Here is a 25,571-nt window from a genome sequence, read left to right as displayed (position 1 = left end):
TCCTGAGGTGACTTCACATGGGGGGCCGGCAGCGTCGGGGCGGGTTGGCCCCGGCCGCGGGCGGCGCCGATCCTAGGCAGGCCCGGGGCCCGCGACGTGGGAGAAGCGCCCTTGTCCGGATGAAGGGTCGATCCGCTGTGCCGACCGTGCCCGCGGCGCCCGGCGCCGCAGGCGGGGCCGCAGGCGCCGACCTTGCTCGAATCCCCTGATGCCTGTGGCCGCAGGCCGCAGGAGAGAATGACTTGAAACTGACGGAGTCTTTCGCCATGCAGAAGCAGTGGGTCAAACAGTACCCGGAAGGGGTGCCCGCACAAGTCCGGACGGATCTGTTCCCGTCGCTGGTGGCGCTGATGGAGGAGAGCTTCCGTAAGTTCGGGACGCTGCCCTGCGCGCGCTTCATGGGCCGCGCCTTCAGCTTCAGTGAGTTCGACCAGCGCTCGCGCGAGTTCGCCGCCTACCTGCAGTCCCTGGGGCTGACCAAGGGCGACCGTGTGGCCATCATGCTGCCCAATGTGCCGCAGTACGTGGTGGCCGTGGCCGGTGTGCTGCGCGCGGGCTGCGTGGTGGTCAACGTCAACCCGCTCTACACCCCGCGCGAGCTGGAGCACCAGCTCAAGGACGCCGGCGCCAAGGCCCTGCTGATCCTCGAAAACTTTGCCGCCACCTTCCAGCAGATCCAGCACCATGTGCCGACCCAGCACGTGATCCTGGCGGCCATGGGCGACTCTATGGGCTGGCTCAAGGGCTTGCTCATCAACTATGTGGTGCGCAAGGTCAAGAAGATGGTGCCGCCCTTCGAGCTGCCCCAGGCCGTGCGTTTCAATGACGCGTTGTCCCAGGGGCAGGGCATGACACTGCGCCCGGTGCCGGTGGGACCGGACGACATCGCGGTGCTGCAGTACACGGGCGGCACCACCGGGGTCAGCAAGGGGGCTGTGCTGCTGCACCGCAACCTGGTGGCCAATGTGCTGCAGTGCGAGGCCTGGTACCAGCCGGCCCTGCGCAAGATCCCCGCCGGCGAGCAGGTGGTCACCATCTGCGCGCTGCCGCTCTATCACATCTTCGGTTTCAACACGAACCTGATGCTGGGCTTGCGCATGGGCGGCTGCAACATCCTCATCCCCAACCCGCGTGACCTGCCGGCAGTGCTCAAGACCCTCAGCGTCGAGCGCTTCCACAGCTTTCCGGCGGTCAACACCCTGTTCAACGCCCTGGCCCACCATGCCGACTTCAACACGGTGGACTGGAGCCACCTGAGGATCTCGGTGGGCGGTGGCATGGCCGTGCAGCAGGCCACCGCGCGCCTGTGGCTGGAGAAGACCGGATGCGCGATCTGCGAGGGCTACGGCCTCTCGGAGACCTCGCCGGTGGCTTCGTGCAACCCGGTGGATGCCACCGCCTTCACCGGCACCATCGGACTGCCGGTGCCCAACACCGAGATGCTGCTGCTGGATGACGACGGCGCCGAGGTGCCCCCGGGCCAGCCCGGCGAGATCGCCATCCGCGGCCCGCAGGTCATGGCCGGCTACTGGCAGCGCCCGGACGAGACGGCCAAGGTCATGACCGCCGACGGCTTCTTCCGCACGGGCGACGTGGGCATCGTGGACGAGCGCGGCTACTTCCGCATCGTCGACCGCAAGAAGGACATGATCCTGGTCTCTGGCTTCAATGTGTACCCCAACGAGGTGGAGGACGTCATCACCCAGATGCCCGGCGTGCTGGAGTGCGCCGCCATCGGTGTGCCCGACGAGCACTCGGGCGAGGCGGTCAAGGTGGTCATCGTGCGCCGCCAGCCCGGCCTGACCGAGGCCGAGGTCAAGCAGTGGTGCGAGGCCAACCTCACCGGCTACAAGCGCCCGCGCCACATCGAGTTCCGCCAGGACCTGCCCAAGACCCCGGTGGGGAAGATCCTGAGGCGCGAACTGCGCGACAAGCCCACCATCAAGACCTGAGTCGCCTGAAGTTCAGGGGAGGCAATCCCGCCGACCCGTCCCAAGGCGCCGTCGGTCAATCGCTTGAGGGAGGTGGCCTGTGCCCAATCGTTTCGTCAAGACGTCCGCGGGCCAGCAGGAGATCCAGGCCCGCGCCAGGGCCCTGTCGCGGCCGCTGCGCAACCTGCTGCTCGTCATCAACGACAGCCAGCCGGTCGAGTACTGGCTCGACAGCGTGCGCGGCCTGAGCGAGGGCGATCTGGACCTGCTGGTGGCTGAGGGCCTGATCGCCCCCGTGGTCGACCCCCGTGTTGCCAAGGCTGTGCCGGCTTCGCCCGGGACCACGCGGGTTGAGACCGTGAGCCCCGATTCCGACTGGACCGAGTTGCTGCAGGCTGTGGAGGCCGCGCCTTATGTGCCCCTCTACGACGTGCTCACCTCGCAAGGCAAGGCCCACCTGGGCCTGATGAAGGGCTACCGATTCGTGCTCGAAGTCGAGAAGTGCAATGGCCCGGAGGCCCTGCGCGCCTTGGCCCGCAGCTTTGTCACCCAACTGCGCGATGAGGCGGGCATGAACGCCGTGCGTGGCTTTGCCGAGGCGCTGCGCAAGGCCTGAGCCGGCGGCCTGGCAGCGGGGGGAGGCGCCGGCATGACACACTGCTGGCATGACTCTCCGCGTCTTTGTCGATCTTCCTTTGCAGGACGGCGCCACGCTGGACCTGCCGGCGGGCGCCGCCCGCCATGTGCAGGTGCTGCGCCTGCAGCCCGGAGACGGGCTGGTCCTCTTCAACGGCCTGGGCGGCGAATGGGCGGCGCAGGTGCAGGCCATGGGCCGCAGTTCAGTGCAGGTGGTGGTGGGCGTCCACGGCGAGCCGGGTCGCGAGCCCTCACGCCGCATCGGCTTGGCGCTGGGCATGCCCGCCAACGAGCGCATGGACGCCCTGGTGGAGAAGGCGGTGGAGCTGGGCGTGTCCTGGATACAGCCGCTGCAGACCCGGCGCTCGGTGCTGCGCCTGCAGGGTGAGCGCGCCGCCAAGCGCGTGCAGCACTGGCAAGGGGTGGCCCAGGCGGCGGCCGAGCAGTCGGGCCGCACCGTGCTGCCGCAGGTGCTGCCCATCCTGGAACTGGACCGCTGGTTGGCCGGCCTGCCGGCCGGACCCGAGGCGGCGGCGCCCGGGGTGGACCGTCTGCTGCTGTGTTTTCGTCCGGAGGCCCGCTTGCCGGGCCGGTGGGGTCAGCCGCTGGCGTCCACCGTCTGGTGCCTGAGCGGTCCGGAAGGCGGGCTGGAGGAGGCCGAAGAGGCGCTGGCGCTGGCGCGCGGTTTCGCGCCCCTGCGTCTGGGGCCGCGGGTGTTGCGGGCCGACACCGCCCCCCTGGTGGCCTTGAGCTGGGCCGCCGGACTGCTGGACGGCTGACCCCCGGGGTGCTGCGACCCTCGTTCGCGGGGGAAACAAGGTGTATCAGGGGCAAACCCTGTCTTGAAACCCGACCGATTGGCGCAAGCTCGGTGCAGGGGCTGGTACGCGACATGCAAGGCGTCCCCGGTGACGACCTGGCGGCAGTTCCAGGTCGCGCCAGTCCCGGGAGACAAGAACATGAGCATTGACATCGGTGAAACCGTTGAACGCCTGGGCAGGAGCCTGGAGGCCCTGCAGGCCGGGGAGATCACGCCCGATGTGGTCTGCGCGCGCTTCCGCCTGGCCAGCCTGCAGTGGCCCGACCTGCCCCCCCGCTATGACGCGGTGCTCGAGCGCCTGCTGCAGCCCCTGGACACCGCGGCCATGCTGGGCGAGGAAAGCTGCTCCTTCAGCCGCACTGAAGTGGTGCAGGCCTTGCGCCAGTGGTTGGAGCATGCGGCGGCCTTGAACCGCCACCACGTCTGAGGCGCAGCCGCCGCGCGGCTGCCGGCGGTGCCCCTGGCCGCCACGGCCGTGCCGCCACCATGAAAAACGCCCGACACCGTGAGGTGCCGGGCGTGTGCAGGTGTGCGGCGCGCCTGGGGCGCAGGGGGGCCGCGGTAAGCGGTGCGCCGAGGCCTGGCGGCCTCAGGGCTCAGGCCTTGCCTTCGTGGCGGGCGGCGGCGGCGTAGAGGTCGGCGGCAAAGCCGGGATCGCTCTTCTCATGCTCGCGCGCCAGGCTGCGCACGGCCTCGGCCTCCTGGGCACGGGTCAGCCGGGCCGGTTGGGTGCCGCCCAGCCAGTGGCGCAGCAGGCGCATGCCGGCAAGGAACACCTCGGCGCCGGCGCGTGCGCCGCGCGGCATGCGCGGCAGGGCGTGGGCGTGGAAGGTTTGGGAGGTGATGGCGGCCATGGTGGACTCCTGTGGTGATCGGTGACGAAAGGCGGGACGCTCAGTGCTGAACGTCGCGGGCCAGGCGGGCGAGCTGGTCGGCCAACTCGGGGCGGCTGCTGCGGTACATCGCGGCGGTGCGCTGCAGTTCCTGCACGGCGCGGCGCTGGCCCAGCTGCTCCAGGGCGGTCCAGACGCCCCGGGCAGCGGCCAGGGCCTGCTGGGTCAACACCTGGCGCAGCGAGGCGGCACGCATGGGGCGGAGACCGTAGGTGTGGGAGGTCAGGGTGCTCATGGAGCGGTCCTTTCATTGATCGATGGTTCGCATCCTAGGGTTTTCCCGGGTTGTGGGCCAATGAATGATGTTCAGGTACGCTATGCGCTAGACAAATATCAATAACGCCGAAACATGCGGTCACTGAATTTCCGGACGTTGGACCTGAACCTGCTGCGGGTCTTCGATGTGGTGATGTCCGAGCACAGCCTGACCCGCGCCGCCACTCAGCTGGCGATGACGCAGCCGGCGGTCAGCCACGCGCTCAAACGCCTGCACGATGCGGTGGGCGAGGCCCTGTTTGTGCGCAGCTCCCACGGCATGCGCCCCACGCCGCGGGCCGAGGCGCTGTGGCCCCAGGTGCGGTCGGCCCTTTCGGGGCTGCAGCAGGCCCTGGCGCCCACCGAGTTCGATCCCTGCGGGGATGCGGTGAGTTTTCGGCTGGCGATGGTGGACGCCACGGCGGTGCTGCTGATGCCGGGCCTGGTGCAGGCCATCGAGACCACCCAGGCCCAGGTCAACCTGCGGGTGCTGCCCCTGGCCACCCGTGACCCGCGCGGCCTGCTGGAGCGCGGGGACGCGGACCTGGCGGTGGGGCATTTCCCGGATGCACTGGCGGCCATCGTGGCCGAGGGCGATGAGGCGGTGCTGCGTCACCGCCGGCTCTACGACACCCGCTATGTCTGCGTGATGCGTGCCGGCCATCCCCTGGCCCAGGGGCCGCTGACCCTGGACGCCTACTGCGAGGCGCATCACCTGCTGGTGAGCTTTTCGGGCAAGCCCCATGGTTTCATCGACCAGTCGCTCAGCGCCCTGGGCCGACGTCGGCGCATCGTGCTCACCGTCAACCAGTTCTTCACCGCGGGAGAGGTGGTCACGGGCTCGGATCTCTTGACGGTGCTGCCGCAGTCCTTCCTGTCGGCCACCGGCTACCAGCAGGAGCTGGTGGTGCGGGAGCTGCCGTTTGAGGTGCAGCGCGTCCAGGTGGAGATGATGTGGCATCGCCGCCGCGATGCCGATCCCGCCCACCGCTGGCTGCGTGAGCGCATCGTGGCCACCCACCGCGCGGTGCCCGATCCGGCGCCGGTGCCGCCGGGGGGCTGAGGTGCAGCCGGTTCAGCCGGCAGGGGCGTGGCCGTGGGCCGCCGTGGGCCCCCACTGCACCCGCACCGACAAGCCGCCCAGCAAGGCGGACTCCCCGGCCTCGACCTGCGCGCCGTGGGCGGCGGCGATGCGGCGCACGATGGACCAGCCCAGGCCGCTGCCTGCAGCGGCGCCGGGGCGCAGCACGCGGAAGAAGCGCTCACCCAGCCGGGCGCGGTCGTCCGGGCCCAGGCCGGGCCCGCCGTCCTCCACCACCAGCGCCGGGCCCTGTGGGCCGTCGGCCGGGTGCAGGCGCAGCAGCACCTGGGCGCCGTCGGGGCTGTAGCGCAGCGCGTTGTCCAGCAGGTTGCGCAGCAGCACCCCCAGCAAGGTGGGGTCGCCGGCCACCGGAACAGGCAGCTCGGCGCCTTCCAGTGCCAGGGTTTGGGCGCGGTCCAGGGCGCCGGGCGCCAGGTCGGCGGCCACCTGTCGGGCGACGGCGGCCAGGTCGGTGGGGGCCAGGGCGGCGGGGCCGGCGGCTTCCAGCCGAGACAGCGTCAGCAGCTGCTGCACCAAGCGCGTGGCCCGATCGCAGCCCTGCAGGGTGGCTTGCAGGGCGTGCTGACGGCTGGGCTCGTCCTGGGCACCCTGGGCCACCTGTGCCTGCATGCGGATGGCCGCGATCGGGGTGCGCAGCTCATGGGCCGCGTCAGCGGTGAAGCGGCGCTCGGCCGCCAGCAGCTGGCCGATGCGGGCGAACAGGCTGTCCAGGGCCTGGCGCAGGGGTTGCAGCTCGGCGGGCTCGGGCTGGGCCGCCGGGGCCAGCGGGCCGTCGGCATCGGGCGGGCGCTGCGCCAGGGTCCGACCCAGGGCGTGCAGCGGGGCCAGACCCCGGCGCAGGATCCAGGCGCTCAGCAGCGCCACCGCCGGCAGCACCAGCAGCAGCGGCAGCAGCAGGCCGCGCAGCACGCCCCCCAGGATCTCGCGTCGGGCCCCGACCTGTTCGGCCACGTAGACCTGCACATCGGCCTCGCCGCCCTGGGCGGCGAAGAGCCGCCATCGCTGCCCGGACACCTCGCGTGTCTCAAAGCCCTGGGCCACCGTGCCCAGCGGCGTGGCGGGCGCGTTGCGTGAGCGGCGCAGCAGCCGCCCCTCGTGCCAGACCTGGTAGGCCACCCGGGGGGCGTAGCGGTGCAGCTGCGGGGTGTCGAGCAGGCCGTCGTCATCGTGGTGGCCGGGCAGCTGGCTGGCCACCAGCAGCGAGGCCGACTGGGCCAGGTGGGCATCCAGCAGCTCGTCCAGCTCGTGGCTGGTGTCCACCGCCAGCAGCAGGCCCGAGCCCAGCCACAGGCCCCCCAGCACCAGCACCAGTGGCCGCAGCAGGCGCCTGTGCAGGGAGGTGGGGGCGTTCCCGCTCATGGCTGGCCGAGGCCCTGCGGGGCGCGGGGCACGGTGTAGCCCACCCCGCGCACGGTGACGATCAGCGCGGCCCGCAGCTTGCGCCGCAGGTGGTGGATGTGCACTTCCACCGCGTTGGAGTCCACCTCGTGGCCCCAGCTGTAGAGATGCTGCTCCAGCTGTTCGCGCGAGAGCACGCGCCCCGCATTGAGCATCAGGGCCTGCAGCAGGTCGAATTCTCGGGTGGACAGGGCCACCGGCTGGTCCGCCAGGCAGACCACGCGGGCGGCCGGGTCCAGGCTCACGTCCAGGGCGCGCAGCAGCTCCTGGGGTTGGCCGTGGGCCCGCCGCACCAGTGCGCGCAATCGGGCGGCCAGTTCCTCCAGGTCCACCGGTTTGACGACGTAGTCATCGGCCCCGGCGTCCAGGCCGCGCACCCGGTCGGGCACGCCGTCGCGAGCGGTCAGCACCAGCACCGGCGTGGCCAGGCCGGCGGCCCGCACCCGGGCCAGCACGTCCATGCCATCCAGCAGCGGCAGGCCCAGGTCGAGCACCGCGGCGGCGTAAACCCCGCTGCGCAGCTCGCGCTGACCAGCGTCGCCGTCACGCACCCAGTCCACCTGAAAACCGTGCTGGCGCAGGCCGGCGCGCAGGCCGTCGCCCAGCAGGGGGTCGTCTTCCACCAGCAGGATGCGCATGGGTTCAATCGTCCTCGTGGTCGTCTTCCGCGTGGCCATGGGTGCCCGCGGCCTGCAGCCCCGCCGGGGCCTGAGGCGCACTCTGCCACTGCCAGGCCCAGAAGCCCAGCACGGCGCACAAGAGCAGGGCCGCCAGGGGGCGGTGCGGTGTGGCCAGGGCCTGCGCGGCCCGCTTGCGGCCGGTGACCATGGCGCGCGCCAGGTTCTCGCCATGTGCCCAGCTGCCGCTGGCCACCCCCAGCAGGTGCACGCCCACCAGGGTCAGCACGGCGGCGGCGGTGGCCTCATGGGCCTCTTCCAGGGCGGCGGGCAGCCACTCCATTTCGGTGGCCCACCCCAGCGCGACGGTGACGGCCAGGCCGGTCAGCAGGCCCAGCACGGCCCAGCCGCCGGCGGGGTTGTGGCCGTCGTGGTGCTCCGGCCGGCCATGCAGCAGGCTGCGCAGGTAGCGCGTCACGGCGGCCGGGCCGCGCACAAAGTGGCGGAACCGCGCGGCCGGGCTGCCCACCCAGCCCCAGACCAGGCGAAACGCCACCAGTCCGCCCACGGTGTAGCCCAGGGTGATGTGCAGCAGGTGCCAGCGCTCGCTCTCGGCGCTGAGCCAGGCGCCGGCAAAGCACAGGGCGGTGAGGGCATGGATCAGGCGCACCGGCAGGTCCCAGACCAGGGGGGTGCGGGTGGAAGGTGGGGGGCGGGACATGGGGGCTCCTGGTGTGACTCAGCGCGGAATGCGGATCTCGTGCTCGGCGTAGCGGCCTTCCGCAGCCCCGGCATGGCAGGCGGCGCATTGGGACGCCTTGCCGATGGCCGGGCGCTGCCAGACCTCGGGCCGGACCTCGCGGTGTTCGCGCTGGAACCAGGCGCTGCGGGTGAGGCGGTCCTCGGGCGGGGTGTCCTGTGCGCGGCGGCTGGCGCCGGCTTGCAGGTAGGCGCTGATGTCGGCGGCGGTGTCCGCATCCAGCGAGGCGTCGCTGCCAAAGTGCTGCGGCAGCCGGGCCATGAGCCGCTGCCAACTGGCAGTCGGCAGGCCCTGCGCCGGAAAGGCGGCGTGACAGGCGGCGCATTCCTGGCGGTAGCGCTCGGGCATGCGCACCCGGGGGCCGTGGTCGTCCGCCCAGGCGCCTGGGCTGGCCAGCGCCGCCAGCGCCGTCAGCATCAGCAGGGCGGTGTGCCGACGCAGGTTGCGGGAGGGTTGGGGTGGCCGGGCGGTCATCACGCAGGCTCCTTCACTTCAGACTGATCAGGTAGGCCAGCACGTCGGCCTTTTCAGCCGGGCTGCAGGCGCGGCCGAGCACGTCGCTGCAGTTGCGACGGAACCACTTCTCGGTCTTGCCGTCGTCGGTGAAGCGCGTGGCGTTGTAGGCCGGTGCCAGCGGCGTGATGCGCTTGCCGGTGCTGGCGTGCTGGCCGTCCTGGGTGGGGGGTTGGCCGTGGCACTGGCTGCAGCTCCATTCCCGGCCATGGCGGGCGGTGAACAGGGCCTGGCCCCGGGCGGCGTCGGCCGGCTGGCCGGCGGCAGCGGCGTAGGCGTCGCGCAGGGCCTGCGGGGTGGTGGGCGCGGCCTGCGCGCCGCGGGGCATCAGGCTGCCCAGGGCCAGCGCCAGGAGCGCGGTGGCGGCGCAGGCCCGCCGGCCCGGGGGGCGGCGGGCGGGGCGGGGGCGTGAGGTGGAAGGCATGCCGCCATGGTGGGCGGCGGCCATGAAGGCCGGCTTAAGGGGATGTCGCCGGGGTGGGCGCCCCGGCGGCGTCCAGGTTCAGGCCAGCACGGCGGCCATCGCCTCGGCGGTGCGCTCCACGTTGCTGTTGTTCAGGCCGGCCACACAGATGCGGCCCGAGCGCACCAGGTACACGCCGAATTCCTCGCGCAGGCGGTCCACCTGGGCGGGGTTCAGGCCGGTGTAGCTGAACATGCCGCGCTGGGTCAGGAAGTAGCTGAAGTCGCGTCCCGGCACCTTGGCGCTGATGACGGCATGCAGCCGTTCGCGCATCTGCTGGATGCGCACGCGCATGGCGTCCAGCTCGCCCACCCACAGGGCGTTCAGCTCGGGCGTGCCCAGCACGGTGGCCACCAGCTGGCCGGCGTGCAGCGGCGGGCTGGAGTAGTTGCGGCGCACGGTCGCCTTGAGCTGACCCAGCACCAGGTCGGCCTGGGCGGCGTCGGGGCAGACCACGCTGAGGGCGCCGCAGCGCTCGCCGTACACCGACAGGCTCTTGGAGAAGCTGTTGGCCACAAAGAAACTCAGGCCGGCGGTGGCCAGGGCCCGCACGGCGTAGGCGTCTTCCTCCACGCCGTCACCAAAGCCTTGGTAGGCCAGGTCCAGGAAGGCGATCAGGCCGCGCTCGCGCAGCACCGGGATCAGCGCGTCCCACTGGGCGCGGGTGAGGTCCACCCCGGTGGGGTTGTGGCAGCAGGCGTGCAGCAGCACCACGCTCTTGGCGGGCAGGGCCTGCAGCGCCGCCAGCATGGCGTCAAAGCGCAGGCCGCCGGTGGCGGCGTCGTAGTACGGGTAGGTGCCCACGGTCAGGCCGGCACCTTCAAACACGGCCTTGTGGTTGTCCCAGGTCGGGTCACTCACCCAGATGCCGCTGCCCGGGAACCAGCGGGCGATGAAGTCGGCGCCCACCTTCAGGCCGCCGGAGGAGCCCACGCTCTGGAGGGTGGCCACGCGGCGCTCAGCCAGCGCCGGGTGTGCGGCGCCGAACAGCAGCTTTTGCACCTCGGTGCGGAAGGCGGCCAGGCCTTCCATGGGCAGGTAGGGTTTGGGGCCGGTTTGTGCGGCGATGCGCTGCTCGGCCTGGGCCACCGCGGCCATCACCGGGATGCGGCCGGCGTCATCGAAGTAGATGCCGATGGACAGGTTGATCTTGCCCGCGCGAGGGTCCTTCTGGAAGTTCTCGTTGAGCGTGAGGATGGGGTCGCCGCCGTAGGGCTCGATGTGCGCGAACATGGTGGGTCCAGGGGGGCCGCGGGGGCCGGAGACTTGGGGGCCTGGATTATCGGACGGCGCCTCGGGTGCTCAGGCGCTCAACGCCCGGTGCAGCCAGGCGCGGGCCAGGGCCCAGTCGCGCTTGACGGTGGCCAGGGAGACGCCCAGGGCGCTGGCCACCTCCTCGTTCTCCAGGCCGCCGAAGAACTTCATCTCCACCACCTGGGCGGCACGGGCGTCCACCGCCTCCAGGGCCAGCAGGGCCTCATGCACCGCCTGCACCTCGGCGGCCGGGCCGTCGCTCACCGCCAGGGCCTCGGGCAGGGTGAGCGAGACCTTGACCGCGTCGCGCTTGGCGGCCCGGCGGGCCGCGGCATGGTTGAGCAGGATGCGCCGCATCATCACCGCGGCCACCGCCAGGAAGTGACTCCGGCTCTGCCAGGGTGTGCGCTCCTGGGCCGCCAGCCGGAACCAGGCTTCGTGCGCCAGGGCGCTGGCGCTGAGGGTGTGGCCGGGCGCCTCGTGGCGCAGTTGGCTGGCGGCCTGCCGGCGCAGGTCGGCATACAGCCGTTCGAACAAGGTGTGGGTGGTGGCCGCGGCGGGCGGGGCCGTGTCCGCCTGTGTGCTGGCCAGCCAGGCGGTCACTTCACCGCGGAGGTCCTGTGCGCTCATGCCGCGAATTCTCTGCGGACCTTGGCCCCCTATGGCTAGGGGGGGGTGAGCTTTCCCTGTGCCGTGCTCGGCGCTAGTGCACAGGAGGTCCGTCCACAGGGGGTGGCCGGCCCCGCACAGGAGTCCTCACCATGTCCGTCCTTCTCCATCCGATGCCGCCCGGGCTGATGCCCGCGCCCCGGCGCCTGAGCCGCTGGGCCTTGTGCCTGGCCGCCGGCCTGTCCCTCACCCTGGCGGGCTGTGGCGGCGGCGGGGCGCAGGACGAGGGCGGTGGTACGCCGCCCCCGGCGGACATCACCGTGATCGAGGGCGCGGTGGTCAAGGGGCCGGTGGAGGGGGCTGAGGTCTGCGCCCACCGGCCGGCCGGGGCCGGCGCCGGCGCGTTGCTGGGCGCCTGCGTGCGCACCGCCGCCGACGGCAGCTATCGCCTGGAGGTGCCGGCCGTCAGCGGCCTGGTCCTGCTGCAGGCCCGCGGCGGCAGCTATGTGGACGAGACGACCGGGGTGCGCACCACGGTGGCGGCAGAGGCCGTGCTCAGTACCCTGGCCACCCTGACGGGCGGCCGCTTCACGGCGGCCGTCACGCCCCTGACCACCTTGGCGGCCAATGCCACGCTGGCCGATGGCAGCCCCAGTGCGGCGGCCTTCGCCGCCCAACTGCAGACGGTGCGTGACACCTTCGGCCTGCCCGGCGCCCTGGACCTGGCGGCCACGCTGCCGCAGGTCGGCGTGGAGGGCGATGCCTATGCCGCTGCCTTGGCGGTGGTCTCGCGCATGGTGGCCGATGGCCTGCCGCTGGCGGAGCTGCTGTCCACGGTGGACCCGCAGGCGCTGCGCGAGGCCTGGGAGGCCGCCGCAGGGGGCGGCGGTGGTGGCGGCGGCACTGAGCCCCCGCAGCCGGAGATCAGCGCCACCGGCACCCTGACCGTGACCGGCGGCCGGCGCGACTTCACCCCGCAGGCCGACGGCTTTGAGGTCAAGGTCAACGAGCTGTCCGTCCAGTACGCCTTCACCCGGGAGACCGTGGTGCAGCAGGGCAGCGCGCTGGTCACCCAGACCGAGCGGGTGGAGCTCACCACCGACCGCAGCGGGCAGGTCACCTTTGTCTCCTACCTTGACGACGCCGATGCCCTGGCGCTGTACACCTGTTTCAGTGCTTGCGGCGTGACCGTGTCGGCCCCGGCGGGCACGCGGCATCCGGTGACCGTGCGCTTTGACGGCACGGCCTTGAGCGGTGGTCGCAGCCTGCAGGGCAGCCTGACCGGCGAGGTGGCCGGCGCGGTGTGGCACCCGCTGGAGATGCCGCGCGGCACCGATGGCCTGGTGGCCGTCAACGGCGTGTCGCAGACCGTGGCCTTTAGCCAGTACGACCGCAGCAGCCTGAGCGGCGTGGTCAGCCGCAACCTCTCGCTGTCGCTCATGGATGGCAGTACGGTGGGCGTGAGCCAGCGTGGCGACGGGGCCGCCACGGTCACCCGGGTCACCTCGGGCGGCGCTTTCCAGATGTGCTTCAGCGCCTGCCGCGTCACCCTCACCGACGTGGCCGGTGGCGTGACCGTGGCGTTTGACGCCACCCCGCTGAGCGAGGGCGTCACCCTGGGCAACACCCTGTTCGTGGCCCGCACAACCGGACAGGTCAGCGGTGGCGAGGGCCTGAGCGTGACGCCGGACGAGAGCTCGGTCAGCGCCTTCAACGACACCCTGCGCTATACCTTCGTCGACACCGCCGGCCTCTCCAGCGTGCTGGTGGAGTTCCGTGGTGGGCAGGTGGTCAGCGCGAGCGTGAACTTTGGCGGCAAGCTGGAGACCTACCAGTGCCAGGCCGGTGGCGGACTGGGTGCACCCACCTGCGCCGGCATCACCCTGGCCGCCGACCGGCGCACCGTGCGGCTGGCCAATGTGTCCCTGGCCCAGTTCACCTTGAGCGGCTTTGGTGCCACCCGCAGCTTCAGCGGCGAACTGGTGGCCACCGGCTACTGAGTCCTGCACAAGGAGACCGACCATGTCGACCCCGATGCCCTCTCGCCCCCGCCGGCGCCTGCTGGCGCTGGCCGCCGCCCCCGCGCTGGGGGCCACCTGGCTGGCCGCCGGCCCCGCCCACGCCGCCGACGCGCCCGAGCCCGTGCCGCTGGACGAGCGCTTTGATCCCGCTGCGCAGGCGGCGGGCCTGCTGGCGGTCAGCGCCACGCCGGCCCTCAAGGGGCAGCGCCGCGTGGCGGTGCCCATGTTCACGGTGGAGTTCGTCACCGCCGACCAGATCACCGCGCAGACCAGCGGCTTCGCCTCGGCGGGCCGGGCCAGCAGCAGCCTGTACTACACGCTTCACGGCCTGGATCCCGCGCTCTGCCAGGCCTTGGCCGAGCAGCTGCACACCGCCTTCCTGGGCCAGCTCAAGGCCGCAGGCCTGGAGGTGGTGGACACCGCGCAGGTGCTGGCCTCGCCCACCTGGGCCAAGGTCTCGGGCAGCGGCAAACCCCTGCCGGTGGTGGCCGAGCGCAGCCTCACCGTCGGCCCGGCCGGCATGCGCCTGTATGGCGCGGCGCAGGCCGCGCAAGGCGCCCGCGGCGGCGGGCTGATGGGGGGCTTGAGCGCCTTTGGCCAGATCGCCAGCGCCATCGGCAGCATGGGCGACCGGCTGACGCTGCAGAAGGAGCTGGATGCGGCGCTGCTGGAGGTGCAGCTGCGGGTGCATTTTGTGCAGCTGCAGAGCAGCACCCGAGGCTTCTGGGGGCGGATCTCGGACACGGCGCGGGTGGACGGCAAGGTCTACCCCGCCCTCACCCTGGAGGGCACGCAGGTGGAGGTGACGCAACCCGGCGGCGCGGTCTCCCGGGTGACCCTCAAGGCCCCGCTGGCCATGGACCCGGGCGCCATCGCCAAGGTGGCGCCCAAGCCCACCTCGGCCGGCGATGTGGCCGGTGCGGTGGCCGTGGGCCTGCTGCGCCTGGCCACCGGCAGCCAGGACCGCTCCAGCAGCGAGGAATTGCAGGCCTTCGTCGACCCTCAGCGCTACCCGGAGGTGCTGGCCGCCGGCCTGCAGCGCGCGCAGGCGGCCATCGTGCAGGCGCTCGTGGCGCCCTGAACGGCCGGCGGGCGCCGCGGCCCGGGCGGGGGGCCGGCCTTCAGCGCTGCAGCGCCGCCAGCAAGGCGGCTGCCAGGATCAGGCCGCCGCCCAGCAGCAGGGCCGGGCTGAGCGTGCCCGCACCGGTGGCCACTGCCGAGCCCGAGGCCCACAGCACCTCGGTCAGCATCACCACCGCCGTCACGCCCGCCGGCAGGCGTGAGGCCCCGTACTGCAGCGCCAGATTGCTCATCAGGAAGCACAGGGCCAGCGCCAGGGCCAGGCCCATCCAGCCCGGCGCCGCCGGCGGCAGGCCGGGCACACCCAGCACCCCCACCAGGGCCAGGGAGACCAGGCAGCCGCCCAGAAACATGGCCAGGCCGCGGGCCCCGTCGCTGCGCGCCGTTTCCCGGCGCAGCATGATGTTGTTGAGGGCGAAGCTGAAGCCGCCCAGCAGCCCCAGCAGGTCGATGGGCTGGAAGCCGGCGCCCAGCGACTGGCCCGGCGGCGGCCACATCACCACCGCCGCCCCGGCCATGGCCAGCCCGGACCGCAGCAGCGCCGCCCGCGTCAGCGGCTCATGCAGCAGCCAGCGCGCCAGCAGCACCGCCCACAGCGGCATCAGATAGAACAACAGCACCACCCGCACCACGTCACCCTCGGTCACGCCCCAGTTGAAGGCGGCGTTGGTGGTGCCGGCGGCGGCCACGATGATCCACAGCCGGGGATGGGCGCCGAACTCCTTCCAGGCCCCGGGCTGGCGCAGGCTGATCAGGCCCACCGCCAGGAGGAACACGAAGGCGGTGGCCCACAGCGGGTGCAGGCCGGCGGCATGCAGCTCGCGCATCGGCCACCACGACAGGCCCCAGACCATGGCGTTGAACAGCAGGCCGCCGACGGCCAGGGCGGAAGAGGGGGGGGCAGCAGGAGACACAGGCAGATCAGCCGGCCAGATGGGGCCGGCGCAGGGCAGGAGGAGGGCGGCGGGCGGGCCGGCCGCCAGGGGTCAGGCGCCTTCGCCCGAGCCGCAGCGCTGGCGGCGGCGGCGGCGCCACCAGACCACCCCGCCGGCCAGCAGCCCCAGGCCCAGCAGGCCGAAGATGCCGTACTGGAAGCTGTGGACCATGCGCCACATCCAGTCCCAGTTGCGGGCGCCGAAGTAGCCCAGGTAGACCCAGATGGGCACGCTGATGAGGGCGGCCACGCCGTCCATCAGCAGCCAGGTGAAGAAGGAGACGCGCCGGCTCATGCCCGCGGCGAAGAACACCGGCGTGCGCAGCCCCGGCAGGAAGCGGGCCACGAACATCACCCAGCGGCCGTATTTGGCGAAGGCGCCCTGGGCGGCCTGGAAGCGCTCGGGGGTGAGCACCTTGCGAAAGCCCGGCGCCCGCATCACCCGCTCGCCCTGGAAACGCCCCAGCGTGAACACCAGGCCGTCGCCGATCAGCACGCCCGCCATGCCCACCGCGAACATGGTGTGCACGTCGGCATAGCCCATGCCGGCGATCACGCCGCCGGTGACCAGGGTGACGTCCTCGGGCACCGGCACGCCGAAGCCGCACACCAGCAACATGACAAACACCGCCAGGTAACCGTATTCGGTGAAGATCGGGAGCAGTGCGTTGAAGACATCCATGGGGGTCGGTCCGGGGTCCGGCGATGAGCGGCAGGCTCCAGGCCGGCGGCCCGTCTGATGCGGCAGGGCGCGTTTATAGCAGTATCGCGCCGCTGATCGCCTTCGGGCCTCTCCCCGTCAGGGGCAGGGGTAGACCGGTATGACCCCGGTCAAGTTCCGCGGGGGTGGGCTTTCTGTGAGGTGGCCTGCGGCAGAATCCGGCCCGCCCGGGCGGGCGTTCGGACCGATCCCGAGCCGCTCCCACCGCCAGGCCAGGCCTGGCGCCCGCGGCCCCTCACCCCTGCCGAGAGACGCCCACCATGCCCCGTCCCATCGAGGCGCGCATCCACCCCCGCGCGCTCACCCACAACTTGGCCCGCGCCCGCGCCTGCGCCCCCGATGCCCGCGTCTGGGCCGTGGTCAAGGCCAACGCCTACGGCCACGGCGTCGAGCGCGTGTTCGACGCCTTGCGCGGGGCCGACGGCTTCGCGCTGCTGGACCTGGCGGAGGCCGAGCGCCTGCGCGCCCTGGACTGGCGCGGCCCCATCCTGCTGCTTGAGGGCTGCTTCGAGCCGCGTGACCTGGAGCTGTGCTCGCGCCTGGGCCTGTGGCATGTGGTGCACTGCACCGAGCAGATCGACTGGCTGGCCGCCCACAAGACCCACACCCCGCACCGCGTCTTCCTCAAGCTCAACAGCGGCATGAACCGCCTGGGCTTCCGGCCGCAGGCCTTCCGGGCCGCCTGGGCGCGGCTGAACGTGCTGCCGCAGGTGGAGGAGATCTCGCTGGTCACCCACTTCTCCGATGCCGACGGCCCGCGCGGCATCGCCCACCAACTGGCCGCCTGGGCCGAGGCCACGGCCGACCTGCCCGGCGAGCGCAGCCTGTCCAACAGCGCGGCCACGCTGCGCTTTGCGCAGGACGCGGGCGTGCGCGCCGACTGGGTGCGTGCCGGCATCATGAGCTACGGCGGCGTGCCCGACTTTCCTGAGCACGACATGGCCCACTGGGACCTGCAGCCCGCCATGACCCTGCGCTCCAAGTTGCTGGCCGTGCAAGACCTGCAGCCCGGAGACACCGTGGGTTACGGCAGCCGTTTCACGGCCGAGGCGCCCCTGCGCATCGGCGTGGTGGCCTGCGGTTACGCCGACGGCTACCCCCGCCACTGCCCCACCGGCACCCCGGTCCTGGTGGACGGCGTGCGCACCCGCACCGTGGGCCGCGTGTCCATGGACATGCTCACCGTGGACCTGGGGCCTGTGCCCCAGGCCCGGATGGGCAGCGAGGTCACGCTCTGGGGCCATGGCCCGGGCGGCAGCGTGCTGGGCATTGACGAGGTGGCGCAGGCCGCCGGCACCATCGGCTACGAGCTGATGTGCGCCGTGGCCCCGCGCGTGCCGGTGGTGGTGGACGGGGACTGAGCGCCTCTCCGGGGCGGCGTGTGCCGCCCGTCCCCTGTTCGTCCGCCCGCGCTCCAGGGCCATTGCCCCTTCGCTAGGATGCGGTCATGAGCTCCTCCCGTACCGACGCCCCGGCTGACGCGCAGTTCACCTGCAGCGTCATCACCCAGTACCTGCCTGAGCAGTCCTCGGCCGCGACCGGACAGTACGCCTTCTCCTACACCATCACCATCCGCAACACCGGTCAGGTGACGGGCCAGCTCATCGCCCGCCACTGGGTCATCACCGATGCCGCCGGCCACACCGAGGAGGTGCGTGGCCTGGCGGTGGTGGGTCACCAGCCCCTGCTGCGCCCGGGTGAGCAGTTCGAATATTCCAGCTGGACCCGCATTGGCACCCCCCGCGGCCAGATGCAGGGCACCTTCTTCTGCATGACCGAGGACGCCCAGCCCTTCGAGGCGCCGGTCGGCCCCTTCGAGTTGTCCCAAGCCCAGGCCCTGCACTGATGGCAGGGGTCTTGGTCGACCTGAGCAGCCTGCTGGCGCAGGCCGATCCCCAGGCCCCGGCCGCGCAGCGGCATGCCTGGCTGCTGGCCGTGCTGGACTGGCTGCGCCAGCCCGGACCGCCCAGTGCCTACGCCCCCGGCGACCTGCCACCGCCCGAGGAACTGAGGCCCTGGCCGGTGAGGCGCCTGGCCCACCTGCTGGAGGTGCTGGACCAGCAGCCCGAGCCCCGTGCCCGGGTGGTCGCGCTGCTGCAGGCCAGCCTGGCTGGCCTGGACGCCACAGGCCTGCTGGCCGATCACGGTTTTCCACCGCGGCCGGGCTTCCTCAGCGAGCTGGGGGAGCGCCTGCGCATGGCCTGGCTGCCGGGCACCCCCGAGACGCGCGACCTGGGCGAACTCTTCGCCCTGCTGTTTGCCCATGCCGAGGACGCCGTCTGGCTGCAGGCCCTGGACGCCCCGCTGCTGGCCCGCGTGGTGGCCCTGCTGGCGCCTGGGTCCGGGGCACCGGGCGAGGGCGCACGCCAGGCGGTGATCGAGTCGGTCCAACTGCTGGCCGGCCAGGTGCGGGCCTCGGGTCTCTCGGGGGGCATGCGCCGGCGCATGGACCCGCAGGCCCTGGGGGCGCGGCCTTTCCAGGCCTTGGTGCAATGCGCAGAAGACCTCGACGAGCCCGACCGGCGTGAGGCGGCGCTGGCCGCGCTGCCCGCCGTGCTGGCCGGCTGCACCCGGGCCGCCGACAGCGTGCGCCAGCACCTGGATGAGCACGGCATCTCGGTGGAGCTGGTCTTCCAGATCGAGCAGATCCATGCCCGGGCCGACCGTCTGCTGTCGCTGCTGCCCCTGGCCGCAGCGCCGCAGGACCTGGGCGCTTGGCAGGCGCTGCTGCTGCACCTGCTGCAGCGGGGCCAGGAGCGGCGCGGCATCGGGCGGCTCTTCGGCCGGCACTATGCGTTGCTGGCCCGCAAGGTCACCGAGCGCAGCGCCGAGACCGGCGAGCACTACATCACCCGCACCCGCGACGAGTACCGGGCCCTGCTGCGCCAGGCCGCCGGCGGCGGTGTGGTCATCGCCGGCACCACCTTCCTCAAGTTCGCCCTGGGCGCCCTGGGCCTGTCCATCTTCTGGGCCGGCTTCTGGGCGGGCATGAACTACGCCGCCAGCTTTGTGCTGGTGCAGCTGATGCACTGGACGGTGGCCACCAAGCAGCCGGCCATGACCGCGCCGGCCATGGCCGCGCGCCTGGAGGCGGTGCAGGCTGCCGCCGGTGCGGGGGGCGACCGCGACGCCGCGGTGGAAGGCTTTGTCGATGAAGTCGCCCACCTGCTGCGCTCGCAGATGGCCGGCATCCTGGGCAATCTGCTGCTGGTGGTGCCGGTGGTGCTGCTGGGGCAGGGTCTGGCGCAGGCACTGGTCGGCTCGCCGCTGGTGGGGACGGCCAGCGCCGGGTACGTGCTGCACTCGCTCACCTTGCTGGGGCCGACCGCGCTCTTTGCCGCCTTCACGGGCGTGCTGCTGTTTGCCAGCAGCCTGATCGCCGGCTGGGTGGAGAACGGCTTCGTCTACCACCGCCTGGAGAGCCGCCTGGCGCATCACCCCCGGCTGGTGCGCCTGGCCGGTGCGGCCCGCGCCGCCCGCTGGGCGGGCTGGTGGCGGCGCCACATCTCCGGCCTGGCCGCCAACGTGTCGCTGGGCCTGATGCTGGGCATCGTGCCCGCGGTGGGCACGTTCTTCGGGCTGCCGCTGGAGGTGCGCCACGTCACCCTGGCGGCCGGCCAGCTGGCTGCGGCCGTGGGCGCGCTGGGGCCGGACCTGCTGCAGCAGCCAGCCTTCTGGTGGTGTGTGGCGGCCATTCCGGTGATCGGCCTGCTCAACCTTGGCGTCAGCTTCACCCTGGCCTTCCGCGTGGCCCTGGCCTCACGCGGGCTGCGCCTGCAGGACCGCCACCTCATCACCCAGGCCCTGCGCCGCCGCTGGCGGCAGCAGGCCCGCAGCTTCTTTCTGCCGCCCCACTGAGCCGGCGCACACCGCGCCGGCCGCGGTGCCGGCGGTGTCCGCCGCCCGGCCCCGGCCCGGCCGCCCCCGAGCCGCCGCCGGGCGGTGGCGTGGCCGCCGATCTCCCGCCCCTCTCGCCTATCGTCTGCCCATGCGCCCGTTCCTGAACCGACGTCTTCTGCCTGCCGCTGCCGCCCTGGGGCTGGGACTCTTGCTGGCGGCCTGCACCTCCATCCCCCTGCCGCCCCTGGAGACCCCGCCGCCGGTGGCGCCTGCGGCCGCCGCCGAGCCCCCACCGCCGGCAGCACCCAGCCTGGAGCGCCCACGCGCCCGCTGGGTGGCCGCCCGTTTCGAGGACCTGCCCGGGTGGGAAGCCGACCGCCTGCAGGCCTGGTGGCCGGCCTTCCTGGCGGGCTGCGTGCGGCCGCCCGCCCCGTGGCAGGCGGCCTGTGCCCAGGCCCGGCAGCTGGCTGCCACCGGCCTGGCGGGGGATGAGCCCGCGCTGCGCCGCTGGCTGCAGGGGGAGCTGCGCGTTTGGCGCGTCGAGGGCCTGGAAGGCCAGACCGAAGGCCTGATGACCGGCTACCACGAGCCGCTGATGGCGGCCAGCCGCCGCGCCTCCACCCAGCGCAAGGTGCCGCTGCATGGCGTGCCCGCCGACCTGGCCAGCCGCCGCCCCTGGTGGACCCGCCAGCAGATCGACACCCTGCCCGCGGCCCAGGCCGCCCTCAAGGGCCGCGAGATCGCCTGGCTGGAGGATCCGCTGGACGCCCTGGTCCTGCACATCCAGGGCTCGGGCCGGTTGCGGGTGACCGAGCCCGACGGCAGCCAGCGCTGGGTGCGCCTGGCCTTTGCCGGCCACAACGACCAGCCCTACCGCAGTGTGGGCCGGTGGCTGATCGAGCAGGGCGAGCTGACCCTGGCCGAAGCCTCCTGGCCCGGCATCAAGGCCTGGGCCCGGCGCAACCCCAAGCGCCTGCAGGAGATGCTGTGGCAGAACCCCCGCTACGTCTTCTTCCGCGAGGAGCCGCTGACCGACCCGACGGTGGGGCCGCGCGGGGCCCAGGGCGTGCCCCTCACCCCGGGGCGCTCCATTGCCGTGGACCCGCTGAGCATCCCCTACGGCACCCCGGTCTGGCTGGACACCACCGAGCCCCTGTCGCCCCAGCCCCTGCGCCGCCTGGTGCAGGCCCAGGACACGGGAAGCGCCATCACCGGGGCGGTGCGGGCCGACTACTTCTGGGGATGGGGTGAGGACGCCGAGTCGCAGGCCGGACGCACCCGGCAGCCGCTGCGCGCCTGGGTGCTGTGGCCGCGCGACCAGACGCCCTGATCGTTGCCGAATGTAAATTTCCCCTAGACTGCGCGGCCCATCGGCCCAACGGCCGGGTTTTGAATCTCCAGGGGATCCTGTCATGCGTCCTTTCCGCTCCACCCACCTCCTCCGCGCCGCCTTGGCCGGCCTGGCCCTCGCTGCCGTTTCCCTGTCGGGCCAGGCCCAGACCCGCCCCTTCATCACCGGCATGATCACCGCTGGCGGGGACACCATGAGCACGGCGGAGTTCACCGACGGGACCTCGCGCGCCATCAAGGCCGGCGGCCTGTTCCAGTTCGGCGGCGGCCTGGAATACCGGCCGGAGGCGGCGGGCTACAGCCTGCAGGCGAGCCTGGGCTATCACGTGGACACCGTGGTGGCCCGTAACGGCGACATGACCTTCAGCCGCCTGCCGCTGGAGCTGCTGGCCTTTGCCCACGGGTCGGAGCAATGGCGCTTTGGCGCCGGCCTGCGCAAGGCGCTGCGCGCCAAGTACAGTGAATCGGTGGACGGCACCCCTGACTACTCCACCCGCATGACCGCCAAGCCCGGCTTCATCGTGCAGGCCGAGTACCTCTGGGACGAACGCGGCTCGGTCTTCGTGCGCTACGTCGCCGAGAAGTACGAGCACCACTACGCCGGCTGGGGGGGGGAGTACACCGACACCTACAAGGGCGACCACGTCGGCGTGGGGCTGTCCTTCCGCTTCTGAGCGTCCGACGCCCCCCACACCTGGGCGGCCCGCCGGCGGCGGGCCCCGGGGGTGCGCCGCTACACTGATCCGATGACAGGGTGATGACCCCCGCAGGTGGCGGGCGGCCGTCAGGCCCTGGGGACACAGTCAAGAGCGGAAAGGGTGGGCACATGCCTGCGGACAAGGAATCGGGGGGCTGGAAAGGCGCGTTGCGGCAGGTGGTGCGTTCGGGTCGAAAGGCCGACCCGGTGAGCGCGCCCGTGGCGGCGCCGGCGGCGGTGCCGCCACCGCAGGCCGTGCCTGCCCCGCCTGACCCCGACCTCACCCTGGACGCCTGGGTGCAGGCACTGCTGCAGGCGGCACGGCCCGGGCGGCAGATGGTGGACAGCTTCCAGCGCGGCGGCGTCATTCCGCTGCATCGCCACATCCAGCGCCTGCGCATCCGTGGCAGCCAGAAGGCGGCGATGCGCATCGAGGACCTGTGCCTGCTGGGCCGGGAGTGTGCGCGCCAGCTCAGCTGGGGAACCCGGGTCAAGCGGCTGGCGGCCCAGGCCCACTGGACGGCGGTCACCGTCGACGACATCGCCAACACACCGCTGGAGATCACCCTGGAGGAGCCCGGCCATGTGGACCAACTGGTCCTGCGCCTGGCCCAGCGCCAGTACCGGCAGCGGGCGGCGCACTACGGCATGAGCGTGGAGGTGCAGGAGTTGGACGGGCGCTGGGTCTCGGTGTTCGCACCGGCCCAGCCGGCGCAAAGCGCCCGTCGCCTGCTGGCCGCCCGCCGCGAGGCCGCCAGCGACGACGCTACGCGCCGCGCGATCGATTTCCACCTGCTGCGCCTGGGCGCGGCCTACCTGGACGACATCGAGGGCCTGCAGGCCCTGATGGAGCAGGTGCGGGCGCAGCTTGCCCAGGACAGTGCCGGCTTCAAGGTGCTCTACCGCGAGCTGCTGGAATGGGCCTATCCCCTGAGCCTGGCCAACCACGGCCTGCACCAGCGCTTGGGCACCCGTGACGAGACCGAGGTGCTGCAGGCCGTGGCCGAGGTGGCGCGCAAGGTGGCCACCCTGGGCTGGCCCGTCATCGTCAATTCCGGCACCCTGCTGGGCCTGGTGCGCGAGGGCCGTCTGCTGGCCCATGACGACGACATCGACCTGGCGGTGCTGCTGCCAGCCGGCAGTGCCGCCGAAGTGCGCCGTCGCCGGGCCGAGTTCACCCAGGCGCTGGAATCCGCCGGGCTGTCCATTTCCGAGCGTCCGGCGCACTGGAAGGTCATGCGCCTGGGCATTCCCTTCGACATCTTCCCGGGCTGGGTCGACCAGGCCGGGCAGGTGCACATCTATCCCTATTGCGGCGGGCAACTGCCGGCCACGGCCCTGTTGCCGTTGGTCGAACGCGAGTTCCGGGGCGTGGCCCTGCCGCTGCCGGCGCAGCCCGAGGCCTTGCTGGCCGTCAACTACGGCGAGGGCTGGCGGCAGCCGGACCCGACCTTCCGTTTCGACTGGGCGGCCTCCCGCCGCACCTTCAAGGACCTGTTGACCGGTCCCAAGGCCTGAGCCCCGGGCCGGCGGGGGGCCTCAGGGGCCCGGGTCCAGCAGGCCCTTGCTGCGCAGGGCCTGCTCCAGGCGCTCCACCTTCTGGGTCTGCACCACCAGCGCCTCGGCCAGCAGGAACACCAGCTCCTGGGTGTCCACGGCGTTGGACTTGGCGCGCAGCGGGTCGGTGTCGATCGGCGGCTGGCCGCCCTTTTGCAGCAGCTGGTCGACCAGCGTGCGGTCCTCCCGCGCTTCGTCCGAGGCGTCTTGCAGGTCTTGCGCCGAAGGCAGCAGGTGGGCCATGTAGCCGTCGGGCCGCTCGCCGCCGGACCAGCCGGTCTGCATGACCTGGTCAAAGCGCTCGGGCAGCACCTTGTCCTCGATCCGGGAATTGAACAGCGCGCGCAGCAGCAGCTCCGCGTTGCTGGGGGTCACGTTGTCCCGGCTGATGGTCAGCCAGTCCAGCTCGATGCCGCACAGCGCCATGAAATCCGGGATGGCGTCCTTGACCGCATCCAGGTTGCGCACGGTGACCCGGTCCGGGAACTGGGTCTCCAGGGACCACAAGGGCTGGCCAAAGCGCGCCGGATGCGACTTGATCCACTCCAAGAAAGGCTTGGCTGGCCCCTTGTAGGTCTTGTGCTTGATGCCCCACTGCGCATAGGCCGAGCGCAACCAGGCGTCGTGTCGCCGCACATAGGCCACGATGCGCACGTCCACGCCGGCGGCCAGCAGGGCCTGCAGCACAGGCCGCGCGCTGTGGTTGCGGTTGAAGAACGACTCGTTGCTCCAGATCAGCGTGTGGCAACCGCGCTGGCGGGCCTGGGCGCAGGCGTCCAGCAGCACCTCGGAGAGCTGCGCCGTGGCGGCCTGGGGCGGCAGGTTGTGGAAGATCTCGCTGCCCCCGGCCTTCTGCCAGGGGTGGCGCTGCAGCGGGGCGTGCTCCAGCATCAGGCCCAGGTACTGCACGCCGTGGCGGTGCAGGGCCTCCAGCGAGGCGCGCAGGCTCTGCTGGATGGAGCTGGTGCCGGTCTTGCCGGCGCCGATGTGGAAGATCAGCCGCAGCGGGCCTGGGGCGGTGGAGTGATCGGCCATGTCCATGTCCTTGGGGGTCTTGTGCCGGGCGCGGCGTGGGGCAGCGGGGTGTCAGGCCGGCTCGGCCTGTGGCAGGGTGGGGTCCAGCCTGCTCAGGGCGGCGGCGTCCTGCGCCAGCACCGCCTGCCAATAGGGCTGCTGCTCGGCAGGCAGGGTTTTCAGGCTGGCCTCATACGGCGCCACGGCGGCCTGAAGCTGGGCCAGCAGCGGCGCCAGGCGGGCGTCGGCCGGGGCGCGGCGGGCCAGGGCCGCCAGTGGCAGCACATGGCCCTTGAACAGGTGGGTGGAGAGCTCATGCTCCAGCGTGAAGCGGCGCTTGAAGCGCTCGCGCCAAGCCGGTGTCCGGGTGGTCTTGACCGTCTGCAGGATCTGCCGCATGCGGTCGGCCAGGGCCTCGGCGCTCAGCGCCCGCTCGCCCCGGGGGTTGAGCGTGCAGCCGGGTTGCTCGGGGTGGCGGGTGCAGGTGACCTGGTCGACCGCGCAGACGGTGGTGGCGGCCAGCCAGGCCTGTGCCATGAAGGCGGCCTCGGGATAGTGCCGCTGGGCGGCAAAGCGCAGGTCCTGCCCGCGCAGGAAGGCGGTGCGCCAGAGCACGCCCCGCAGCGACAGCGGGGCCAGTGCCTTCCAGGGCATGGCCTGCGGCGGCGACGGGGGCAGGGTCGGCGCCAGGCGCTGGGGCCGGCCGCGGCCGGTCTCGGGATCGATGCGGGTGTGGTTGCTCAGCAGCAGGTCGGCTTCGGGCGCCATGGCGGCGGCCAAGTGGCGCAGGCCCTGCTGGACGATCTGGTCCTGGGCCTCCAGGAAGAGCACCCGCCCGGTGGTGCAGCGGGACAGGCCCAGGTTCAGGGCCTCGCCGGCGGTGGCGCCCGGGGCGGCCAAGTGCTGCACCAGCGGGAAGTGCCGGCTCAGCCGGGCCACCGCGTCCGCGGTGCGGGGGTCGCCGGAGGCGTCAGCCACCAGGACCGGGGAGGACAGCCCGCCGTGGGCCAGCACCGAGACGATGGCCTCGCCCAGCGGGGCCTGGACGTCCAGCGCCGGGATGACGACGGTGATGTCTTGCGGTTCGATCATGGGCAGCGCACGGC

26 protein-coding genes are annotated in these 25,571 nt (G+C 72.4%); 13 read left to right on the top strand and 13 right to left on the bottom strand.

Features of this window, described 5'->3' with window-relative positions; genetic code table 11:
- Positions 1-266 precede the first annotated feature (266 nt).
- The 4 genes from G3A44_RS07260 (at position 267) to G3A44_RS07245 (ending at position 3,814) form a co-directional block, all read left to right on the top strand.
- Positions 267-1,952 (top strand): long-chain-fatty-acid--CoA ligase, encoded by a 1,686-nt coding sequence (locus G3A44_RS07260; protein WP_163456910.1) that lies wholly within the window; start codon positions 267-269, stop codon positions 1,950-1,952.
- A 79-nt stretch (positions 1,953-2,031) separates the two neighbouring features.
- Positions 2,032-2,547 carry a hypothetical protein gene (locus G3A44_RS07255; RefSeq protein ID WP_163456844.1) on the top strand — a complete coding sequence of 172 codons (516 nt, stop codon included), beginning with the start codon at positions 2,032-2,034 and terminating at the stop codon, positions 2,545-2,547.
- 49 nt (positions 2,548-2,596) lie between these two features.
- On the top strand, positions 2,597-3,346 hold the full coding sequence (locus G3A44_RS07250) for a 16S rRNA (uracil(1498)-N(3))-methyltransferase (protein ID WP_163456843.1): 750 nt from the start codon (positions 2,597-2,599) through the stop codon (positions 3,344-3,346).
- A 180-nt stretch (positions 3,347-3,526) separates the two neighbouring features.
- Complete coding sequence (locus tag G3A44_RS07245) at positions 3,527-3,814, top strand: hypothetical protein (RefSeq protein WP_163456842.1); 288 nt, start codon at positions 3,527-3,529, stop codon at positions 3,812-3,814.
- A 169-nt stretch (positions 3,815-3,983) separates the two neighbouring features.
- On the opposite strand, the gene G3A44_RS07240 is transcribed toward G3A44_RS07245, so the two are convergent.
- Positions 3,984-4,241, bottom strand: a complete 258-nt coding sequence (locus tag G3A44_RS07240; protein ID WP_163456723.1) for a hypothetical protein — start codon at positions 4,239-4,241, stop codon at positions 3,984-3,986.
- Between the two features lie 40 nt (positions 4,242-4,281).
- On the bottom strand, positions 4,282-4,515 hold the full coding sequence (locus tag G3A44_RS07235) for a hypothetical protein (RefSeq protein ID WP_163456841.1): 234 nt from the start codon (positions 4,513-4,515) through the stop codon (positions 4,282-4,284).
- A gap of 114 nt (positions 4,516-4,629) precedes the next feature.
- Between G3A44_RS07235 and G3A44_RS07230 the strand changes: the two genes are divergently transcribed.
- Positions 4,630-5,598, top strand: a complete 969-nt coding sequence (locus G3A44_RS07230; RefSeq protein WP_163456840.1) for a LysR family transcriptional regulator — start codon at positions 4,630-4,632, stop codon at positions 5,596-5,598.
- Between the two features lie 12 nt (positions 5,599-5,610).
- Here G3A44_RS07230 and G3A44_RS07225 read toward each other — a convergent pair whose 3' ends face one another.
- The 7 genes from G3A44_RS07225 to G3A44_RS07195 all read right to left on the bottom strand — a co-directional run bounded on the left by G3A44_RS07225 (position 5,611) and on the right by G3A44_RS07195 (position 11,272).
- Positions 5,611-6,996, bottom strand: coding sequence for an ATP-binding protein (locus tag G3A44_RS07225; RefSeq protein WP_163456839.1), 1,386 nt, complete (start codon positions 6,994-6,996; stop codon positions 5,611-5,613).
- Positions 6,993-7,673: a winged helix-turn-helix domain-containing protein gene (locus G3A44_RS07220; protein WP_163456838.1), complete on the bottom strand. Its 681-nt coding sequence runs from the start codon at positions 7,671-7,673 to the stop codon at positions 6,993-6,995. The genes G3A44_RS07225 and G3A44_RS07220 overlap by 4 nt, the downstream gene beginning before the upstream one ends.
- A gap of 4 nt (positions 7,674-7,677) precedes the next feature.
- Entirely contained in the window at positions 7,678-8,373 is a 696-nt protein-coding gene (locus tag G3A44_RS07215) for a cytochrome b/b6 domain-containing protein (RefSeq protein WP_163456837.1), read from the bottom strand.
- Positions 8,374-8,391: 18 nt separating this feature from the next.
- The gene (locus G3A44_RS07210; protein ID WP_163456836.1) at positions 8,392-8,886 is read right to left on the bottom strand and encodes a cytochrome C; all 495 of its coding nucleotides are present in this window, start codon (positions 8,884-8,886) and stop codon (positions 8,392-8,394) included.
- A 13-nt stretch (positions 8,887-8,899) separates the two neighbouring features.
- On the bottom strand, positions 8,900-9,349 hold the full coding sequence (locus tag G3A44_RS07205; RefSeq protein ID WP_163456835.1) for a DUF1924 domain-containing protein: 450 nt from the start codon (positions 9,347-9,349) through the stop codon (positions 8,900-8,902).
- 78 nt (positions 9,350-9,427) lie between these two features.
- Positions 9,428-10,621: an amino acid aminotransferase gene (locus tag G3A44_RS07200; RefSeq protein WP_163456834.1), complete on the bottom strand. Its 1,194-nt coding sequence runs from the start codon at positions 10,619-10,621 to the stop codon at positions 9,428-9,430.
- Between the two features lie 69 nt (positions 10,622-10,690).
- Positions 10,691-11,272, bottom strand: a complete 582-nt coding sequence (locus tag G3A44_RS07195) for an ECF-type sigma factor (protein WP_163456833.1) — start codon at positions 11,270-11,272, stop codon at positions 10,691-10,693.
- A gap of 131 nt (positions 11,273-11,403) precedes the next feature.
- Here G3A44_RS07195 and G3A44_RS07190 point away from each other — a divergent pair, with 131 nt between their 5' ends.
- Together G3A44_RS07190 and G3A44_RS07185 are read left to right on the top strand one after the other, a co-directional pair.
- On the top strand, positions 11,404-13,251 hold the full coding sequence (locus G3A44_RS07190; protein ID WP_163456832.1) for a hypothetical protein: 1,848 nt from the start codon (positions 11,404-11,406) through the stop codon (positions 13,249-13,251).
- Between the two features lie 22 nt (positions 13,252-13,273).
- Positions 13,274-14,353, top strand: a complete 1,080-nt coding sequence (locus G3A44_RS07185) for a hypothetical protein (RefSeq protein ID WP_163456831.1) — start codon at positions 13,274-13,276, stop codon at positions 14,351-14,353.
- A 40-nt stretch (positions 14,354-14,393) separates the two neighbouring features.
- Here G3A44_RS07185 and G3A44_RS07180 read toward each other — a convergent pair whose 3' ends face one another.
- Together G3A44_RS07180 and G3A44_RS07175 are read right to left on the bottom strand one after the other, a co-directional pair.
- Entirely contained in the window at positions 14,394-15,266 is an 873-nt protein-coding gene (locus G3A44_RS07180; RefSeq protein ID WP_310734339.1) for a DMT family transporter, read from the bottom strand.
- Between the two features lie 72 nt (positions 15,267-15,338).
- Entirely contained in the window at positions 15,339-15,968 is a 630-nt protein-coding gene (locus G3A44_RS07175) for a DedA family protein (protein WP_163456830.1), read from the bottom strand.
- Positions 15,969-16,267: 299 nt separating this feature from the next.
- Here G3A44_RS07175 and alr point away from each other — a divergent pair, with 299 nt between their 5' ends.
- From alr to G3A44_RS07145, 6 genes are all read left to right on the top strand, one after another.
- Positions 16,268-17,368 carry an alanine racemase gene (alr, locus tag G3A44_RS07170; protein WP_163456829.1) on the top strand — a complete coding sequence of 367 codons (1,101 nt, stop codon included), beginning with the start codon at positions 16,268-16,270 and terminating at the stop codon, positions 17,366-17,368.
- An 86-nt stretch (positions 17,369-17,454) separates the two neighbouring features.
- Positions 17,455-17,853, top strand: coding sequence for a Co2+/Mg2+ efflux facilitator ApaG/CorD (apaG, locus tag G3A44_RS07165; protein WP_163456828.1), 399 nt, complete (start codon positions 17,455-17,457; stop codon positions 17,851-17,853).
- Positions 17,853-19,865, top strand: coding sequence for a transporter-like protein TlpB (gene tlpB / locus G3A44_RS07160; protein ID WP_163456827.1), 2,013 nt, complete (start codon positions 17,853-17,855; stop codon positions 19,863-19,865). The genes apaG and tlpB overlap by 1 nt, the downstream gene beginning before the upstream one ends.
- A gap of 130 nt (positions 19,866-19,995) precedes the next feature.
- A complete protein-coding gene (gene mltA / locus G3A44_RS07155) occupies positions 19,996-21,177 on the top strand; it encodes a murein transglycosylase A (RefSeq protein WP_163456826.1) in 1,182 nt (393 codons plus the stop codon).
- A gap of 82 nt (positions 21,178-21,259) precedes the next feature.
- Complete coding sequence (locus G3A44_RS07150) at positions 21,260-21,871, top strand: hypothetical protein (RefSeq protein ID WP_163456825.1); 612 nt, start codon at positions 21,260-21,262, stop codon at positions 21,869-21,871.
- A gap of 152 nt (positions 21,872-22,023) precedes the next feature.
- On the top strand, positions 22,024-23,412 hold the full coding sequence (locus tag G3A44_RS07145; RefSeq protein ID WP_163456824.1) for a LicD family protein: 1,389 nt from the start codon (positions 22,024-22,026) through the stop codon (positions 23,410-23,412).
- Between the two features lie 21 nt (positions 23,413-23,433).
- Here G3A44_RS07145 and G3A44_RS07140 read toward each other — a convergent pair whose 3' ends face one another.
- Together G3A44_RS07140 and G3A44_RS07135 are read right to left on the bottom strand one after the other, a co-directional pair.
- Positions 23,434-24,486: a hypothetical protein gene (locus tag G3A44_RS07140; protein ID WP_163456823.1), complete on the bottom strand. Its 1,053-nt coding sequence runs from the start codon at positions 24,484-24,486 to the stop codon at positions 23,434-23,436.
- A gap of 51 nt (positions 24,487-24,537) precedes the next feature.
- Positions 24,538-25,557, bottom strand: a complete 1,020-nt coding sequence (locus G3A44_RS07135; RefSeq protein ID WP_163456822.1) for a glycosyltransferase — start codon at positions 25,555-25,557, stop codon at positions 24,538-24,540.
- Between the last annotated feature and the right edge of the window lie 14 nt (positions 25,558-25,571).

The sequence above is a fragment of the Ideonella livida genome (genome assembly GCF_010499455.1).
In the GTDB taxonomy this organism is placed as follows: Bacteria; Pseudomonadota; Gammaproteobacteria; order Burkholderiales; family Burkholderiaceae_C; genus Ideonella; species Ideonella livida.
The sequence above is the reverse complement of the archived record's forward strand: the minus strand, read 5'-3'. Positions and strand labels throughout refer to the sequence as shown.